The following is a 17025-nucleotide window of genomic DNA, read 5'->3' on the forward strand; positions in this document are numbered from 1 at the left end:
TAAGATTGCTTGTTTAGTGTGATGCGGCCCATCAGCGCTTGATACGGCGCAGGGTCCTCTCGGACCAGAAATCCTCGTCCCGCTCATCGGAGTTGTATATCACCACGGAATCCGGGATCACGGCCCAGGTCTCGTGGCCGTTGGAGAAGGTCTTGCCGTACCAGGAGCGCCAGGACAGGGCCCGCGGATCGTCGAGGCCCAGGCTCATCCAGTCACGGTCGATGACCTTGACCTTCTCGCCATCCTTGAAGTAGTCGGTGCGGTAGTCGGCGAAGGTCGTCGTATCGATGTAACTGATGCGGTGGTCGTACCACCAGTTCTCGAACTTGGTGGTGCTCTTGACCTTGTAGACCTCTTTGCCCTTGTGATTGCAGGCGGGCTCCGGGGGCTCCTTCAGGTAACGGCTGCGCACGTCGTCGATGGTGCCTAGGCAGTCATCGAAGGTCTCCGTACCCAGCAGTTCGTGGGTCTCGTGGAAGGGTTTGCGCAGGGTGACGTCACCGAAGGTGAAATCGGAGCCGCCCCAGGCATCGTCGTGGGCGGGTTCGGCGAAGCGGCGGATCTTGCGCAGGGCCGGCAGCCAGATGGAATAGGACTGGTTTTGGGCGTCGTCCACGTAGTCCACGATGAGCATGCCGGTGCCCCGCAGCTTGCCGGAGCGGAAGATCGCGATGTCCTTGGCCTTGATGTTGCCGTCGTCGTAAGTGTTGTTGAGGTAACGTTCCAGGGTGACGTTGATGGGCCTCGCTCCCTCGGCCTTGTTCACCAGCACGGTGATGTCGCCGTCCTTCTCGGAGATGCCATAGTTGTCGAAGGAGTAGAAATGGTTGACGAAATAGACCTGCTCGATGATCTGCTCGGCGGTCAGATCGCCCCCGGAGGGATAGGGGAGGTCCTTGGGGACTCCGGCATTGGCGCTTAAGGGGGCGAGGGCAAGCAGGGAAGCGGCTGAAACGAGACCGGTACAGGCCTTCAGTATGCGCATTACATCTCCTCCGTAACGTACTGATATTTTATTCATAATGCGGATCGTAACACTATGTTACATTTATTACACACAGCGTGTAGATTACGGAACAGATGGTAGGTTCTTTTTTTATTCGGCGCAAATAAGTCGCTGTTAATAAACTAATTCACAACCTCGGTTTATTTACGGCTCGCCAGCAGGATTCGAGAGTGTAAAGAGAAGAAAATCCTCTCGCCAAGGCCAAGAGCGCCAAGTTAGGGACTGCGAAGGGGTCGGGGGTCGAGCCGGGGGTCGGGGGTCGAGCCGGGGGTCGGGGTCAGAGTCGGGGGCCGGGGGCCGGGGGCCGGGGGCCTAAGGGTACTGCTCTCTTTAGGGCCACCTTTTACAGGGGCCGGTTTCGGCTATGGCGCACGAAACGAAAAAGCCGGCATAAGCCGGCTTTGCGGGTGTTGCGATACTGGTGGTGGGACTAGATGAACAGGCAGATATCGGATTCGCCGGCGAACTCGAAGAAGGTGGCGGCGCCGCCGTACTCGATGTCATCCACGAAATCCGACGTCGAGAAGTCGAACAGGTCGACGGTCATCTGACAGGCGATCATCTTGACCTCCGCTTCTGTACAGAGCTCCCTCAGCTCTTCAAGACTGGCGACGCCCTTGGATGCCATTTTCTTTTTCATCATGGAGGACATCATGGACTCCATGCCCGGCAACGCAGTACCGAGGACGGGGAACCACTTGTCCATCCCCATGGGCATGGGCATGCCGGGGTTGCCGAGGGGAGAGACCTTCAGATCCAGGTCCTTCTTGAGCAGTTGCAGGCCGTAGAAGGTGAAGAAGATCTGAGTCTCGTATCCCAGAGCAGCTGCGGTGGAGGCAAGAATAAAGGGAGGGTATCCCCAATCGAGAGTGCCTTTCGTGGCGATGATGGCGAGTTTCTTGTCGTCTGACATGACTGCCTCCTCCTGTGGTCTGGTGGGTCTGAATGTAATATTGGGTAGACCTGACTGAGGTCCGTTTCCTTACGCCTTCTTGATCATGAAGACGAACTTGCCCGCTTCTTCCCCGGACTCCATCAGCTCGTTACCCGTCTGCTTGGAAAATGCCTCGAAGTCCTTGACCGAGCCCGGGTCCGTGGACACGACCCGCAGAATCTTGCCGCTGTCGAGGGCCGCCAATGCCTTCTTGGCGCGCAGGATGGGTAGAGGACAATTGAGTCCGCTAGCGTCGAGTTCCTGATCAAAATCAGCCATGGATGTCTCCTTTTAGCAATAGTGGGTTGGAAAAATCTCGCAATTTTCCATTTATATTTGAATTCTCTAATTCTTGCAACCTGAGGACCGATTCCACCGCCAGGATCTGGCACTCTTCAAGCGCTCTGACGCAGGTCCACCAACTCCTCTCCGTTGCGGACCCACGAGATGATGCCACCGCGCAGATTATAGGCCTCATCGAAACCACGCTGGGCCATGAACATGCAGGCCTGGCCCGAGCGGGCCCCGCTGCGGCAGTAGAACACCACCTTGCGGCCCCGTTGGGCTATCTGGTCGGCATGGAGGGGCAGCAGGTGCAGGGGCAGATTCTGCCCCCCGGCTATCACCCCGCGGGCGGCCTCTCCCGGTGTACGAACGTCGATGAGTTCCACGGACTCGTCGCCGGCCAGCAGTTGGGCCAGCTCAGCTGCCTCGATCTCTTTAACGAACATGGAGCGCTCCTCGATGAAAATAATCCAGTGAAATAGTCAGCAAATATATAAGAATTCGTTAATAAAGTAAATCCCCTCAAAGGCATGGGGGCAGTTATCCCCATCAGGAGGTGGGCTTGCTCCCGCAATTGAGGGAATATAGGAGGTTGTCTCTGATTCGGATGCCGAAGCCATGGAATTCCTACCCATTTTTCTCAAGGTGCGTGCCCAACCCTGCCTGGTGGTGGGAGGTGGTGACGTGGCCTCTCGCAAGGCATCCCTGCTGCTGCGTGCCGGGGCCGAGGTGCATATCGTCTCGCCACGCCTCGGCAGGGCGCTGGAAACCCTTTATCACGAGGGGGAAGTGCTTTGGCAGGAGGGGATATACGAGGCGAACCGCCTGACGGGCATGCACCTCGTCATCGCCGCCACGGATGATCCGGCCGTCAACGGTCGCGTCGCCAACGATGCCAGGGAACGTGGCATCCCCGTCAACGTGGTGGATCAGACCGACGCCTGCACCTTCGTGGTGCCCTCCATCATCGACCGTTCTCCCATCGTGGCCGCGGTGTCGTCCGGCGGTGCGTCACCCGTACTCGCGCGTCTCATCCGGGCCCGGCTGGAGACTCTCATCCCGGCCACTTTCGGCCGCATAGCCGCCCTGGCGGAGGAATATCGCGACCGCGTCAAGGCCCGCTTCTCCCACCCTCCCCACCGCCGCATCTTCTGGGAGCAGGTGCTCCAGGGGAGCATCGCGGAGATGTTCTTCGCGGGGCAGGAGAAGGAGGCACGGGCGGCCCTGGAGAAGAAGCTCGAGGAGAGCCGTGACGAGCCCGAACGCGTCGGCGAGGTCTATCTGGTGGGCGGGGGCCCCGGGGACCCGGATCTCCTCACCTTCCGCGCGCTGCGTCTCATGCAGCAGGCAGATGTGGTGGTCTACGACCGCCTGGTGGCCAAGGCGGTCCTCGACCTCACCCGCCGCGACGCCGACCGCATCTACGTCGGCAAGGAACGGGACAACCACGCCATGCCCCAGGAGGAGATCAACAAGCTCCTGGCACGGCTGGCCAAGGAGGGCAAACGGGTGGTCAGACTGAAGGGCGGCGACCCCTTCATATTCGGGCGCGGCGGTGAGGAGATCGATACCCTGGCGGCCGAGGGCGTGCCCTTCCAGGTGGTGCCCGGCATCACCGCCGCCTCCGGTTGTGCGGCCTATGCGGGGATCCCCCTGACCCACCGTGACTTCGCCCAATCCTGCGTCTTCGTCACCGGCCATCTCAAGGACGGTACCATCAACCTCAACTGGCCTGCCCTGGCCCAACCCCAGCAGACGGTGGTGTTCTACATGGGTCTCAAGGGCCTCGAGGACATCTGCGCCAAGCTCATGGAGCACGGCATGCCGCCGGACATGCCCGCCGCCCTGGTCCAGCAGGGCACCACCCAGCGCCAACAGACCCTCATCGGCACCCTGTCCTCCCTGCCCGGTATGATAGCGGTCAGAAAGCCCAAGGCACCCACCCTGTTCATCGTGGGCGAGGTGGTGAGCCTGAGCGCCAAGCTGGCCTGGTTCGAGCCCCATCCCACGGAAAGCGTGGAGCAGTATTCCAGCGAGGAACGCGGCATCTGACGTCGATCACTCCCGGGGCCGGCGCTGATCCGGCATCAGCTTGGTGGCGAAGTAGGCATCGCCCTCCTCCACGGTGACCGGATCACCCCCTTCGTCCACCAGGGGCTGCTCATACTCGTTCCAGCCCCGCAGGCCGGTCTTGAGGCTGACCACGTTCCCGAATCCCATCTCCGCGAGGACCCTGGCGGCGAAGATGCTGCGGTTGCCGGAGCGGCAGGCCACCACCACGTATCTATCCCGCGCCTCCACCAGTTCCGGTTCCGTCTCCTCGTAATCCCACTCGGCGGCGGTCTCCAGCACCCCCCGCGGTACGTTGATGGAATCCGGTATATGCATGGTGTCGAACTCGTAAGGCTCGCGCACGTCGACGATGAGGGGCTCGCGGCCCGCCGTGATGTGCTCCTCCAGGTCCCAGGGGAAAATCTCCTGCACCTGGCCCTCCACCTCCCGAACCAGATCGTTGAAACTCTTCATGACTACGGGTCTTCGTCTTCGTTGATGGTGGGTGGTGTTACTGGCCAGCGATCCTGTGGCACAGGCCGTGCTCCACGGCGAGCACCGCAGCCTCCACCCGGGAATGCACCTCGAGTTTGCGCAATATGGACTTCACATGGAGCTTCACGGTGCCATCGGAAATCTCCAGTTCTTTGGCAATGACCTTGTTGCTCTGGCCCGCCGCGAGGTGACACAGGATCTCCATCTCACGATGGGTCAGGATGGAAAAGGGTGAACGCCCCGGCTCCTCGGCTTCGTCGCCTTTGACCATGCGCGCCAGCAGGCCCGCCATGTCGGGCGCCACCACGGTCTTGCCGGCGATGACGTCGCCCAGGGCGCCCACCAGTTCATCGGGCTCCATGTCCTTCAGGAGGTAGCCCTGGGCCCCGTTGCGCAGACTCTCCACCAGGTCAGTCTCTTCCCGGGAGGTGGTGAGAATGACCACGGGGATCCCCAACTCCATGGCGACGATACGGCGCAGTACCGTGAGACCGTCCAGTTCAGGCATGCGCAGGTCCAACAGAATGACGTCGGGCTGGAGGCTCCGGGCGCCCAGTATGCCCTCCTCCCCGCTGCCCTCGGCCGCGAGCACCTCGATGCCCCGGCGCGTAAGCAGTTCCCGCAGGCCGCTGCGGAACAGGGTGTGATCGTCGATCAGCAATACCTTCAAGGCGTCACCTCGGATGGTCTCAGTTGCCGGGGTTGGAAAAGTGGAGTTCGATGCGCGTGCCCTCGCCGGGCTCGCTGTCCACGTGCAACGCCCCCCCCAGGCGGCGCGCCCGCTCCTGGAGGATCTGCAACCCGAGGTGCTCGCCGGGCCGGCTGCCGATGTCGCTGGTGCGGATCCCCACGCCGTCGTCTTCCACCATCAGATAATAGGACCCTTTGTCGTCGCAACGTAAGAGGATACGCACGGCACGCGCCTGCGCATGTCTGCGGATGTTGGAAAGGGTCTCCTGGAGGATGCGGATCACCTGCATCTCCATGCCCGCGGGCAGATCGGGATGGGCGCACTCGAGCTGGAACAGGGCGACGATGCCGGCCTCGCGCCTGAAGCGGTCGACGATGTCCTCCAGCGCCGGCAACAACCCGCGCTTGTCCATGGGCGCCCGGAAGTGGGCCAGCAGCCCCCTGAGTTCGGTGTTGGCTTCGTCCAGGCCACCGCGGATGCGGGCGAGCTCGGCACGGGCCACGTCGCTCTCATGGTGTTCCAGGGTATCCTCCAGCATACGCACCTGAAAACGCAGGCTGGCCAGAGTCTGGGCCAGGGAATCATGGAGTTCGTGGGCCAGCAGGTTACGCTCCTGCATGATGGACAGGCGCTGGGCCTGGCGGTCGATACGCACCTTCTCGATGGCCATGCCGAGGTGGCGGCCGACGCTTTTCAGGAGCTCCTGGAGATCCGGGCGGGACAACAGTTCACTATCATCGAGGAACAGTTCGTACGCACCGAGGGTGGCGCCGTGATGCCGAAGGGGTACGGCGACACACTGCTGTGCCCCATCCGGGGGGGCATCGTTTCCACCAGCCTGATGAAGGGGCTCGCGCATCCCCTCCTCCGTGATCACCCAACCATCCATCAGGTCCTCGGCGGCGCGGGCGCGCTGAGTCGCCAGTTCTTCGTCACTCATACCCACCGCGGCCACCAGGCGCATCTCCCCCGTCTCGGCGTCCAGCAGGCGCACCGTGGCGGCCCTGGCGCTCACGACATCGATGAGGGTATGCAGATAGCGGGTCAGCAGATCGTCGAGATCATTGAAGATATTGATACTCGCCGCCACGTCGTAGAGCACCTGGAGCAGGCGGGTCTTCTGGGACAGGCGTTCGGTATGACGGGAGATCTCGTCGTCCATGCGCTCGTTGAGGCGCTGGAACTCGTCACTCAGCCTGTTGATATGACCTACGATGTCCGCGAGTTCGCCGGCTCTGGCCAGGGGTATACGGGCATCGAGTCGCTCGGAACGCAGCTGGTGCGCCCAGTGGCGCAGTTCCCCCAGGGGACTCAGCAGATCCCGGCGGATGCGCATGTCCAGGTACACGGCGCCGGCGCCCATCACCCCGAGGCAGATCAGGGAGAGGGTCGCGTAGACGGGCAGCACCCCGGCCGCCATAGCGCCGGCCACCGCCAGCACGCCGGCTACGGAGACCCCCACCAACACTCGAATGGCGGTGAGAATACCGCTGTGGAATCGCTCCGGTGGCTCCTTCCGGTTGCCCCCATGCGGTGTCACCCGCGTGCGCCCGCCGGCGGCCCGGTTCACTTCAGGTTGTCGCACCCTGGGAGTGCTGGGGAGACAGCCACCGGCTCGTCACTTCGTCATCCGCCGGCGGGCGGCGTGTAGTTGGGATCGTTGGGATTGAGGAAGATGAAATTGAAGCTCCCGGGTTCCAGTTCCACGTAGTCCAGGGTCAGCCCGTTGAGCATCTCCATGTAGGCCGGTGACACCACCACATTTACGCCTTCGCTCTTGAAACGCAGGTCGTCCTCCGTCTCCGAATCGAAGCCCATACCGTAATCGAAGCTGCCGTCCTCCATGCGCTTCACCGCGAGGCGCAGGGACAATCCCTCCAGATTGCTTTCCTGCGCCGATTTCCTGATCTGCTCGGCAGCCGCCGTGGTCAGCGTGATCATGATGAATACCCCTGGTTTTGAAAAAAGGCCCGCGGCCGCCGACAAGCTCAACAAAAATCGGCGACGTAAGCAAGGAACCGCTCGGTCCAGCGGCTTTCGGCACAGTTCCGCATGTGCACGTAGCTGGCCAGGAGGCGATGGCGAACGATACCGTCATGGCGCCCGTCGATGCCGTGACCGCGATCCACAGCGTAAGCATAGGCATGGCCGGCGCCGGGTTTAACCAGCATGGAATAGTGGAACTCGTGGCACGGAATGACGGTCCCGGCGCCGCCACCGGGCCAGGGATGGCGCGGCGTCTCCCGCACCTTGGCGTAGCCGCGACCCTGGGGCCTTTCACCCATTTCCACTTCCAGGGGCAGTACCCCGACCATGGCGCGCCGTTCGCCGCCCCAGGTGATGGCATCACACAGATACATGAGGCCACCGCACTCGGCATAGGCCGGCATGCCGTCCCTTATGGCTTCGCCCATCTGCCGCCGCAGCCCCTCATTGGCCTCCAGCGGCTCGAGATGAGTCTCGGGGAACCCCCCGCCCAGCACCAGTGCATCGATGGCTGGGAGTTGCCGATCCTGGATGGCGTCGATGTAGACCAGTTCCGCACCGCCCGCGGCGAGGTCCTCCAGATCGTCCGCGTAATAGAAACCGAAGGCGGCATCCCGCAACACCCCCAGACGCAATCCGCGCGCGCCGACGACGGCGGGCGGCGCCGGCTCCTCTCCCGCGACCGGGGCGGGAGCGGTGCGTGCCACCTCCAAGAGGGCATCCACGTCCAACTGCTGCTCCATCAGTCGTGCCAGGGCCGCGATGGTGGCGTCTGCGCCCCCGGCCTCGTTTCCCGGCACCAGGCCGAGGTGGCGTTCCTCGATGGAGATGGCGGCGTTGCGCTGCACGGCGCCGAGGACCGGGATATCGGTATAGTGCTCAACCGCCCGGCGCAGCTTGTCCTCGTGGCGGGCGCCGCCGACGAAATTCAGTATCACCCCGGCGATGTCGACCTGGCGATCGAAGACCCTGTAACCCTGGAGCAGGGGCGCGATGCCCCGCGTGATGCCCCGTGTATCCACCACCAGCACCACCGGACTGCCGAGTTGTCGGGCGAGGGCGGCGTTACTGTCGGAACCGTCCAGGGACAAGCCGTCGTAGAGCCCCTTGTTGCCCTCGATGATACCGATATGAGCATCCCTGCTGCGGCTCGCGAACAGGGCTGACACCTCGGCCGGCGAATGGACATTGAAATCGAGGTTGTACGCCACCCGCCCCGCCGCCCGGCCGAGCCAGATGGGATCGATGTAATCGGGCCCCTTCTTGAAGGGCTGGACGCTGAGGCCGCGGGCCGCCAGCGCCGCGCACAGGCCGATGGAGACGGTCGTCTTACCGGAAGATTTATGAGCGGCCGATATATAGAGATGGGACACGGCGCGGTATGGCAATCAGCCCCAACCCCCGGCATGTCGTTGCCCGGGGGCGGGGGTAACTCTCATGGCGATACGCGCCGCCCGAGATGATGAAAGAGGAGCGCGTATCGCCATGTTCGTTCCCTCACCCCATCCCTCTCCCAGAGGGAGAGGGGGAGTTCGTGCTTCGCGACTTTCAGGTTAAGGCCATCTCAGGCCTTGGCGGTGGCGTGGGGATCGACGGCCTCGTCGGCCAGGGTGACGGGCAGGAAGCGCAGCACTTTCACGCCGATGACCACCATGATCAGGGCGACACCCACGCCGGCCATGCCCAGCAGGAACTCGGGCAGGCTGGGGGAGTACCCGGCCACGACACCGTCGAAGAAGGCGCTGCTGATGATCTCATGGCCCGGCAGCATCTCCATGGGATAGGCCTGACCGCCGATGAGAATCACGTAGATCTGGGTCAGCCCGCCGAGGATGACCAGGGCGCTGGCCACCCCCAGCCAGGTGCGCGACGCAGAGAAGGCCGGATGCCATACCAGCACCATGGGCAGGATACTTCCCACGACCACGAAACCTCCCCAGAACAGCAGGGGATAGATACCCCCATCCAGCAGCATGAAGGCCTCGAAGGCATGGTGCTCCGCCGCATAGAGATTGGTGAGGTGCTGCACCGCGACGAAGTACAGGGCCGCGGCGACGAACACCCCGAGGAGGTTCTTGAGACGGCCGAGCACGGCGTCACCCAGGGGCCTTGCCAGCCATTTGTACGACGCCATCAGCACCAGCATGAATATCGCGAGACCGAAGGAGAAGGACATGACGATGAACATGGGCGCCATGACCGCCGCGTCATAGCCCGGCCGGGCCACGAGGAAGCCGAAGATGGAGCCGGTACCGGTGGTGAGGATGAGTCGCCAGATGAAGGCGGCGTATCCCGCGGTCTTGTAATAGCGGTTCATCCTGGCCTCCATCATGAACCACAGGTAGACGGCGACGATGACCATGAAGCCGGTGTAGAGAAAGATGTTCCACGCGAAGATGGAACGGAAGTTGTACTTGGTCATGGCCACGATGAGGCGGTCCGGCCGCCCCAGGTCCAGCACCAGGACCGCCAGGCCGCCGGCCAGCAAAGCCAAGGCCAGCAGGCCCGACAGGCGCGCCAGGGGCTTGTACATCGGCTTACCGAAAACGGTGCCGATGGAGGCCACGTTGAGGGCCCCGGAGGCCGCGACGATGAGGAAGATGGCGAAGACGTGGGGCATGCCCCACACCACCTGGTTGCTCATGCCGGTGACCCAGTGCCCCTGGTGCTCCATGTAATAGGCCGCGCCGAGCCCCACGACGATGATCGCCCCGAGCACCCCCAGGATGGCGAGATAGCCCGTGGACCAGCCCTTCACCTCGGTGTACTGAACAGTCTTCATGATCTACTTAATCCGTGCTGAGGCCCGCGCCTGCCGGGGCGGGCGGTTTATTCCTGCAGATGCCGTGGCCTTCAGATGCCGTGGTAGCGAACCCCGGTGTTGAGGGCCAAGTCCTCACGCAGCTGGCGGGACGATATCTCGGTGAGCAGGCGGTATAACCGGCTCTCGGGATCCCGCAGATCACCGAACACCAGGGCCTCGTGCCCCTCGGCCTGACAGGCCTCGGCACACGCCGGCTGCTGGTCGCCGCCGGCGTCCACCCGGTGAACACAGAAGGTGCAGCTCTCCACGGTGCCCTTGCCCCGCGGTGCATGGGGCTTCTGATCGGTGGTGACCTCATGGATGAAGGAGCGGGCCTTGTAGGGACAGGCCATCATGCAATAGCGACAGCCGATGCAGATATGCTTGTCCACCAGCACGATACCATCGGCACGGCGGAAGGATGCGCCGGTGGGACAGACGTCGACACAGGGTGGCTTCTCGCAATGCTGGCACAGCAGGGGCATGCCGTACTCACGACCCGTCATGCGGTCCCGCAGCTTCACCTTGCGGATCCAATAGGGATCGGTGGTGGGCCGGCCGTGATGCGTCACGCCATTCTCTTCGTGACAGGCATCCACGCAGGCCGTGCAACCATCGGCACACTTGTTGACATCCACCAGCATGCCCCAGCGCTGGTCCTCGGTCACCGGCTCGTCGGGCGAGCGGGCGCTGGCCGGGAGGATGGACAGACCGGGCACCATCGTGGCGACGGCCGCGGCCGCCGCGGCGGTACCGAAGAATCGGCGCCGCGCCAGATCGGGCTTGGCGTCCTCAGGGTCCTGCCTGGCTTCGTCGAACTCGCTCATTTTTGTTCCGGCGTGGTGGCGTGACATTGAAAGCAATCCATCTTGACGCTGGCGTAACTGTGGCAGCTGCTGCAGAACTGCTGAGGATCGTTGATGGGGATGTACTTACCCTGATCATCGGTTTGCACGTGACACTCGATACACTCCTTGAGAGAGTGACGCGAGGTGCGGATCCCCCGATGCATGGTCTCATCCCGCTGATGCAGGATGAACTCCATGTGATCCCGCCGCATCACATCCGTGGGCTCCACGCATTTATCGCCCTTGCCGGGCACGATGGTGGGCAGCAGCGGATTATCACCCGCCGCCACACCCGGGGGTGCGGCGGCCACGAGCAGAAGCCCTGCGAAACCGATACCCAGTCGGGAAAGGAACCGTGCCGTCACTCGCCGAGCCCCATCTGGATGTAACCGGTGGGGCAGACATCGGCGCAGATATGGCAACCGATGCAACGATCGTAATCCGTATCCACGTAACGACCCATGGTGTTCTTGCCTTTCTTGACCCGGAACACCGCGTCCTGAGGACAGTAGATCACACAGTTGTCGCACTCGAAGCACATACCGCAGCTCATGCAGCGACCGGCCTCGGCCACAGCCTGCTCCTCGGGGTAGCACACCAGGCGTTCCTGGAAGTTACCCAACACCTCGTCGGCGCTGATGTGGATCTCGTCGCGGCGGTTGCGGGGGGTGAACTTGAAGTGGCCGAGAAACAGTTTCTCGTGAGGGATGACGCTATTGGGGGAGCGGTCCTCGAAGTTGTGCACCGCGTAGTTGGCGTCATCGGTGCCACGGAAGTCGCCCGCCGCGCTGGTGTCGTAGCCCTCGGGGTCCAGGTGGGCCTCATGAAGCTTGGCCAACAGGTCGAAGTGATGCACGTCCACCTTGGGGCGCTTCTTCAGTTCTTCGTTCTTGAAGAAGTGCTCGATGCTCTCCACCGCCACCGCCGCTTGGCCGATGGCGGTGGTCAGCAGGTGGGGGCGCACGATGTCGCCGGCGATGAAATGTCCGGGCTTGTCCTTCACCTGGTAGTGGGCGTCACAGTCGATGAAGCCGTAGCCGTTGTCGAAGTCCTCCAGGCCGGCGCTGAGATCGCCCTTCTGGCCGATGGCCGAGACAATCAGGTCACAATCGAGGGTGAACTCGGTACCCTCTTTCTTCACCGGCCGGTTGCCGTCCATCTCGCATTCCGCGAACTTGAGGGCCACGGCGCGGCCATCCCCGTCCTTGACAACCTCCAGCGGCATCACGCTGCCCTTGATGTCCACGCCCTCGCGCAGGGCGTCCTGGACCTCGTGCTCGGCGGCGGTCATGCTCTCCACCGGGAACAGAGAGGTCAGGGTCACGGTGGCCCCCTCGCGGGTGGCCGCGGATGAGACATCATGGGCGGTGTAGCCCATCACCACCGCTTCCGGGGCCTCTTTCTCATGGCTGTCGGCGATATGACCGAGACGCCGGGCCACGGAGGCTACGTCGATGGAGGTATCACCACCGCCGATCACCACCACTCGCTCGGCGGCCAGTTGCAGGCGTCCGTCGTTGAAGGCACGCAGAAAATCCACGCCGGTCAGGCAGTTGGGGGCATCGGCCCCATCCACGGGGATGTGCTTACCGCTGTGGGTACCGATGGCCCACAGGATGGCGTCGTATTCCTTTTCCAACTCATCCATGGGCACGTCGCGACCGACCTTGGTGTTCAGGCGAACCTCCACGCCCATGTCCAGGATGCGCTGGATCTCGCCGTCCAGCACGTCCCGGGGCGTGCGGTAACCGGGAATACCATAGGCCATCATGCCGCCGAGCTTGTCGTGGTCGTCGAACACCGTGGCGCCATGACCTCGACGACGCAGCTGAAAGGCCGCCGCAAGGCCGGCCGGACCGCCACCGATGATGGCCACCTTCTTGCCCGTCTCCTCGGCGGCGGCACTGAAGGTGAAACCGTTCTGCAGGGCGGTGTCGCCGATCCACTGCTCCACGGCGTTGATGCCAACGTGGTCCTCCACGGCATTGCGATTGCAGCCGTCCTCGCAGGGCGCAGGGCATACCCGCCCCATGATGGAAGGGAAGGGGTTGGCATCCGTGGAGCGCCGGAAGGCGTACTCGGCCATGGACATGTCCGCACCGGGCTTCTCGATGCCGCGCACGATCTGCAGCCAGCCCCTGATGTCCTCGCCGGCCGGACAACTGCCCTGGCAGGGCGGCGTCTGATGGACATAGGTGGGACACTTGTGGCTCTCGTCGCCAACGAAGATCTGCTCTTCCCATCGATCCCAATCGTGGTCGCCGTCCTCGAACTTGCGGAAGGTCAGCTTGGTGTTCATGTCATCAGCACTGGTTGCCATGATTTTCTCCTATGCCGAGTGGCCCAGGTAAAAGGGTTTGTGATTATGCATTCTGGGGCGCATCTTCCGCCGTCTCTTGCGCGTCGCCGGCGCCGTCCTGTGCGCCATCCATGATGATGGCGTTGCTCACCAACTGGTGAAGGCTCACGATCATGTCCATCCCGTAACCGTAGTAGGGAAAGACCTTGGTGAACTGACTCTTGCAGATGGCGCAGATGGCCGCCATGTTCGTGACTCCGTGGGCATCCACCACCTGTTTGACCGCCTCCATGCGCGGCTTGGCGCCGCGTACCCGGAGTTCCATCAGGTCGTCGGTGAGCAGGCCGCCGCCGCCGCCGCAGCAGTAGGTGGCGTCGTGGATGGAATCCTGGGCCATGTCCACATAGTTGTTGCACACGGCCTTGAGGATCTCCCGGGGAATGGTGAACTGCCCCCCCGGCTTGCTGCCCATGCGACTGGCCCGGGCCACGTTGCACGAATCGTGGTAGGTCAACACCATGTGGTCGTTCTGGGACTTGTCGAATTTCAATACCCCCTTCTGGATGAGGTCGTGGGTCACCTCGCAGATATGCTGGGGCACGGGATAGTTCGGGTCGAGGAAATCGAAGGGGCCCGCCAGGGTGTTCAGGAAGCTGTAGGCGACGCGCCACGCATGGCCGCACTCACCGAACACGATGCGCTTGACGCCGAGATCCAGGGCCGCCTCGCGAATGCGCATGGACACCCTGCGCATGTTCTCGTAGCTGCCGATGAACATGCCGAAGTTGGCCGCCTCCGATGCGTGGGAAGAAACCGTCCAGCTGATGCCCGCCTGGTGGAACACCTTGCCGTAGCCGATGAGGCCGTCGATGTGGGGCTCGGCGAAGAAGTCCGCCGACGGCGTCACCAAAAGGACATCGGCGCCCTTCACATCCAGGGGGAATTTGACGGGTACCCCGCACTCCTCTTCCACCTCTTCCTCGAGGTCCTCCAGGGTGTCCCTGAGGGCCGGCTCCGGCAGACCGAGATTGTTGCCGATCTTGAAGACCTTGCCGATGATCTCGTTACAGTACTTCTGCCCCTTACCCACGGCATCCATGATCTCGCGGGCCGCCATGGATATCTCCGCCGTATCGATACCATAGGGGCAGAACACGGAGCAGCGGCGGCACTGGGAGCACTGGTGATAGTAGCTGTACCAGTCGTCCAGCACCTCCTTGGTCATATCCGTGGCCCCCACCAGTTTCGGGAACCACTTGCCTGCCAGGGTGTAGTAGCGACGATAGACCTTGCGCAGCAGATCCTGGCGCGCCACCGGCATGTTCTTGGGGTCGGAGGTACCGAGATAATAGTGACACTTGTCGGTACAGGCCCCACATTTCACGCAGGAATCGAGATAGACCCGCAGGGCCCGGTACTTGTTCGAGAGCTCACCGAGCTTCGCGACCGCCACCGTCTCCCAGTCGTCCACCAACTCGCCGGGGAAACCCAATGGCGCCTGTATGACGGGCTTCGCCACGTAGGGGGCACTGTGTTCCATGGTTCCCGGTTTGACCGTGGGGATGGTCGGGATGTCATCGAGTTCCGGGGTTTCAAAGTCCGCCATGTGCGCTATCCAGTTAGTTTTACGTTGCCGAGGTGCCGTATGACCGCATCATCGGCTCTCAGGCCTTGCGATCGGTCTCGAGTTCGACGGCCCATGGCGCCACATGCCGGCTGTCGTGGGCGCGCAGGCCGGGCTCGGCGCGGGGGTTGTCCACCTGATTACGTGATGGGCTGAAGAACACGCCCGGGGCATGCAGCAGCTTACTGAACGGAAAAATCAGCATCAGCAGCGCCACCATGCCGAGGTGCAGGAGCAGCAGCAGGTCACCCGGCAGGGGCTGCATGCTGCCGAACTCGAAGCCCATGATACCGAGGAAAAAGGCCTTCACCGCGATGATGTCCGTGTGGTTGACGAAGGTCATCAAGGCACCGCTGACGCCGATGGCGGTCAGTAGCAGGAGCATCAGGTGATCCGAGGGTGCGGTGATGTAACGCACCCGGTCCACCAGCAGGCGTCTGGCCCACAGCCCCACCAGGCCGATGATCATGGCGAAGGCACCGTACTTGCCGAAAGGCTGTATCAGATCCACCCACCACCACACGGGTTCCGTGAAGTATCGCAGGTGCCGGGCCAGCACGATGAAAAGCCCCGCGTGGAACAGCCAGCCGAAGATCCAGATCCACTTGTTCGAGCGAAAGAGGCTTTCGAATAACACCACCTCGCGACCCATCCGCAACACCACCCCGCTACGGGTGGTGGGGGCCGGCGTGGTGGGGATCTTGAGGGGCGCGGGTGTCCGTGCGTATTGCACGATCTTGTACCCCACTCCGCCCACCAGTACCACGAAAGCGAAATAGAACAGGAACGCGTAGATACCCGTAAGGGCCACGGCATCTTCCTCCAGGAATCTCGTTGGCGGCCCGTGGACGCGGCCGAGGCCGGTCCACGGACGTATACGGATGCGGTCTTAGACGCAGCCGGTGGGCTTCGGCAGTCCGGCGTACTTACAGGCCTGCTTGCCGGGGCCGTAGGGGAAGAGCTCGTAGAGGTACTTGCTGTTGCCCTTGTCCTTGCCCAGTTTCTTGCCGACGGCCTTGGTCAGGACGCGCACGGCCGGGGCGATCTGGTATTCCTCGTAGTACTCGCGCAGGAAATTGATGATCTCCCAGTGATCGCTGCCGAGTTCCACGTCCTCGGCCTTGGCCATGGCCTCGGCCACGTCCGGCTCCCAATCGTTGAGGTCGGCCAGGTAGCCTTCTTCGTCGGTCTCAAACGTCTTACCGTTAACTTCGAGTGTCATAATCAGTACTCCTTAATCTGTCGGGCCGCATGGCCCGGGTGTTAAAGCCAGGATTGAACCCTGTCGCATTCCGCAGCGAGGTCAACGAACCCCGCGTAGTCCACGACGTTGATCCCTTCGATTATCTTTCCTTCATCCAGACCGCGGGCCTTGAAATCCTCTCCGAGCACGTAGACCCGGCCTGATCTCGCGGCACCCTCGACCTGGGATGCTATAGTGGTCCCCCGCAGAGCACCGTAGACGCCGTCCTCGAAGAGAAGCACCGCGTACCCGCTCTGCAGATGAGACAGGCAGGACGCCAGGGAATTCTTCTCGAAAGGGGATTTGTTGACTGTGTGAAGCGTTGCCATCGGCGGACTCCCTTAGAAATTGAGCATGACGTCTTGGTCTTCCATCAGACCGGCCAACTCTTCACGGTTGACGAGGCGAATGGAATCCTTCTCGGCCCAGTCATCATCCTCGTCCTCGTACTTGAGGGGCAGGAGATCATCGAGCGTCAGGCCACGTTCTTCCAGGGACTCTCTCTCCACGTAGATCTGAGTGACGTCATAATCCCCGAGGGCGCTGTAGGTGGGTGAAAAGTTCTTCATCCCGATGCCCTTGGTGTCCTGCCCCTTCAACAGCTGAAAAACGCCGTCGTCCAGAAAGGCCAGGCTGACATTCTGGTCGAATGCCGCACCGATGAGCACCACCTCCAGCGACTCGAGGGCATACACGGTCCCATAGGGGGCCTTACGGTTCACATACATGAATTTCTTGATTTCCGACATCGCTATGCCC

The 17025-nt window shown here is 62.5% G+C and carries 19 protein-coding genes; 1 reads left to right on the forward strand and 18 read right to left on the reverse strand.

Translation table 11 applies throughout. From position 1 onward, the window contains the following. Window positions 1-31 precede the first annotated feature (31 nt). The 4 genes from U5S82_04065 to U5S82_04080 form a co-directional block, all read right to left on the reverse strand. Window positions 32-985 carry an outer membrane lipoprotein-sorting protein gene (locus tag U5S82_04065; GenBank protein ID MDZ7750832.1) on the reverse strand — a complete coding sequence of 318 codons (954 nt, stop codon included), beginning with the start codon at window positions 983-985 and terminating at the stop codon, window positions 32-34. A gap of 451 nt (window positions 986-1436) precedes the next feature. Next, entirely contained in the window at window positions 1437-1919 is a 483-nt protein-coding gene (locus U5S82_04070) for a DsrE/DsrF/DrsH-like family protein (protein ID MDZ7750833.1), read from the reverse strand. A gap of 69 nt (window positions 1920-1988) precedes the next feature. After that, window positions 1989-2219: a sulfurtransferase TusA family protein gene (locus U5S82_04075; protein MDZ7750834.1), complete on the reverse strand. Its 231-nt coding sequence runs from the start codon at window positions 2217-2219 to the stop codon at window positions 1989-1991. A gap of 116 nt (window positions 2220-2335) precedes the next feature. Next, window positions 2336-2671 (reverse strand): rhodanese-like domain-containing protein, encoded by a 336-nt coding sequence (locus tag U5S82_04080; GenBank protein MDZ7750835.1) that lies wholly within the window; start codon window positions 2669-2671, stop codon window positions 2336-2338. A gap of 172 nt (window positions 2672-2843) precedes the next feature. Between U5S82_04080 and cysG the strand changes: the two genes are divergently transcribed. Beyond that, window positions 2844-4277, forward strand: coding sequence for a siroheme synthase CysG (gene cysG, locus U5S82_04085; protein MDZ7750836.1), 1434 nt, complete (start codon window positions 2844-2846; stop codon window positions 4275-4277). Between the two features lie 6 nt (window positions 4278-4283). Here cysG and U5S82_04090 read toward each other — a convergent pair whose 3' ends face one another. The 14 genes from U5S82_04090 to tusC all read right to left on the reverse strand — a co-directional run bounded on the left by U5S82_04090 (window position 4284) and on the right by tusC (window position 17015). Next, a complete protein-coding gene (locus U5S82_04090; protein ID MDZ7750837.1) occupies window positions 4284-4751 on the reverse strand; it encodes a rhodanese-like domain-containing protein in 468 nt (155 codons plus the stop codon). A gap of 37 nt (window positions 4752-4788) precedes the next feature. After that, entirely contained in the window at window positions 4789-5442 is a 654-nt protein-coding gene (locus U5S82_04095) for a response regulator (GenBank protein MDZ7750838.1), read from the reverse strand. 19 nt (window positions 5443-5461) lie between these two features. Then, the gene (locus tag U5S82_04100; GenBank protein ID MDZ7750839.1) at window positions 5462-7048 is read right to left on the reverse strand and encodes a histidine kinase; all 1587 of its coding nucleotides are present in this window, start codon (window positions 7046-7048) and stop codon (window positions 5462-5464) included. Window positions 7049-7089: 41 nt separating this feature from the next. After that, window positions 7090-7404 (reverse strand): iron-sulfur cluster assembly accessory protein, encoded by a 315-nt coding sequence (locus U5S82_04105; GenBank protein ID MDZ7750840.1) that lies wholly within the window; start codon window positions 7402-7404, stop codon window positions 7090-7092. 47 nt (window positions 7405-7451) lie between these two features. After that, window positions 7452-8822, reverse strand: a complete 1371-nt coding sequence (locus U5S82_04110; protein MDZ7750841.1) for a cobyrinate a,c-diamide synthase — start codon at window positions 8820-8822, stop codon at window positions 7452-7454. Between the two features lie 191 nt (window positions 8823-9013). After that, the gene (gene nrfD / locus U5S82_04115) at window positions 9014-10231 is read right to left on the reverse strand and encodes an NrfD/PsrC family molybdoenzyme membrane anchor subunit (GenBank protein MDZ7750842.1); all 1218 of its coding nucleotides are present in this window, start codon (window positions 10229-10231) and stop codon (window positions 9014-9016) included. Window positions 10232-10302: 71 nt separating this feature from the next. Next, window positions 10303-11079 carry a 4Fe-4S dicluster domain-containing protein gene (locus tag U5S82_04120; GenBank protein ID MDZ7750843.1) on the reverse strand — a complete coding sequence of 259 codons (777 nt, stop codon included), beginning with the start codon at window positions 11077-11079 and terminating at the stop codon, window positions 10303-10305. Then, window positions 11076-11465 (reverse strand): Hdr-like menaquinol oxidoreductase cytochrome c subunit, encoded by a 390-nt coding sequence (locus tag U5S82_04125; GenBank protein MDZ7750844.1) that lies wholly within the window; start codon window positions 11463-11465, stop codon window positions 11076-11078. The genes U5S82_04120 and U5S82_04125 overlap by 4 nt, the downstream gene beginning before the upstream one ends. After that, window positions 11462-13420, reverse strand: coding sequence for an NAD(P)-binding protein (locus tag U5S82_04130; protein MDZ7750845.1), 1959 nt, complete (start codon window positions 13418-13420; stop codon window positions 11462-11464). Before U5S82_04130 ends, U5S82_04125 begins: the two co-directional genes overlap by 4 nt. Before the next feature lie 43 nt (window positions 13421-13463). Next, complete coding sequence (locus U5S82_04135; protein MDZ7750846.1) at window positions 13464-15005, reverse strand: (Fe-S)-binding protein; 1542 nt, start codon at window positions 15003-15005, stop codon at window positions 13464-13466. A gap of 58 nt (window positions 15006-15063) precedes the next feature. Beyond that, window positions 15064-15834, reverse strand: coding sequence for a respiratory nitrate reductase subunit gamma (locus U5S82_04140; GenBank protein ID MDZ7750847.1), 771 nt, complete (start codon window positions 15832-15834; stop codon window positions 15064-15066). 78 nt (window positions 15835-15912) lie between these two features. Next, window positions 15913-16245, reverse strand: coding sequence for a TusE/DsrC/DsvC family sulfur relay protein (locus U5S82_04145; GenBank protein ID MDZ7750848.1), 333 nt, complete (start codon window positions 16243-16245; stop codon window positions 15913-15915). A gap of 41 nt (window positions 16246-16286) precedes the next feature. After that, entirely contained in the window at window positions 16287-16595 is a 309-nt protein-coding gene (tusB, locus tag U5S82_04150; protein ID MDZ7750849.1) for a sulfurtransferase complex subunit TusB, read from the reverse strand. Window positions 16596-16607: 12 nt separating this feature from the next. After that, entirely contained in the window at window positions 16608-17015 is a 408-nt protein-coding gene (gene tusC, locus U5S82_04155; protein MDZ7750850.1) for a sulfurtransferase complex subunit TusC, read from the reverse strand. Between the last annotated feature and the right edge of the window lie 10 nt (window positions 17016-17025).

Source organism: Gammaproteobacteria bacterium (assembly GCA_034522055.1).
GTDB lineage: Bacteria > Pseudomonadota > Gammaproteobacteria > JAABTG01 > JAABTG01 > JAABTG01.

Coding starts and splice junctions, on each gene's coding strand:
- U5S82_04090 (MDZ7750837.1), bottom strand. CDS start 4,751: ATGAAGAGTTTCAACGATCTGGTTCGGGAGGTGGAGGGCCAGGTGCAG.
- cysG (MDZ7750836.1), top strand. CDS start 2,844: ATGGAATTCCTACCCATTTTTCTCAAGGTGCGTGCCCAACCCTGCCTG.
- U5S82_04080 (MDZ7750835.1), bottom strand. CDS start 2,671: ATGTTCGTTAAAGAGATCGAGGCAGCTGAGCTGGCCCAACTGCTGGCC.
- U5S82_04105 (MDZ7750840.1), bottom strand. CDS start 7,404: ATGATCACGCTGACCACGGCGGCTGCCGAGCAGATCAGGAAATCGGCG.
- U5S82_04130 (MDZ7750845.1), bottom strand. CDS start 13,420: ATGGCAACCAGTGCTGATGACATGAACACCAAGCTGACCTTCCGCAAG.
- tusB (MDZ7750849.1), bottom strand. CDS start 16,595: ATGGCAACGCTTCACACAGTCAACAAATCCCCTTTCGAGAAGAATTCC.
- U5S82_04135 (MDZ7750846.1), bottom strand. CDS start 15,005: ATGGCGGACTTTGAAACCCCGGAACTCGATGACATCCCGACCATCCCC.
- U5S82_04145 (MDZ7750848.1), bottom strand. CDS start 16,245: ATGACACTCGAAGTTAACGGTAAGACGTTTGAGACCGACGAAGAAGGC.
- U5S82_04120 (MDZ7750843.1), bottom strand. CDS start 11,079: ATGAGCGAGTTCGACGAAGCCAGGCAGGACCCTGAGGACGCCAAGCCC.
- U5S82_04070 (MDZ7750833.1), bottom strand. CDS start 1,919: ATGTCAGACGACAAGAAACTCGCCATCATCGCCACGAAAGGCACTCTC.
- nrfD (MDZ7750842.1), bottom strand. CDS start 10,231: ATGAAGACTGTTCAGTACACCGAGGTGAAGGGCTGGTCCACGGGCTAT.
- tusC (MDZ7750850.1), bottom strand. CDS start 17,015: ATGTCGGAAATCAAGAAATTCATGTATGTGAACCGTAAGGCCCCCTAT.
- U5S82_04065 (MDZ7750832.1), bottom strand. CDS start 985: ATGCGCATACTGAAGGCCTGTACCGGTCTCGTTTCAGCCGCTTCCCTG.
- U5S82_04075 (MDZ7750834.1), bottom strand. CDS start 2,219: ATGGCTGATTTTGATCAGGAACTCGACGCTAGCGGACTCAATTGTCCT.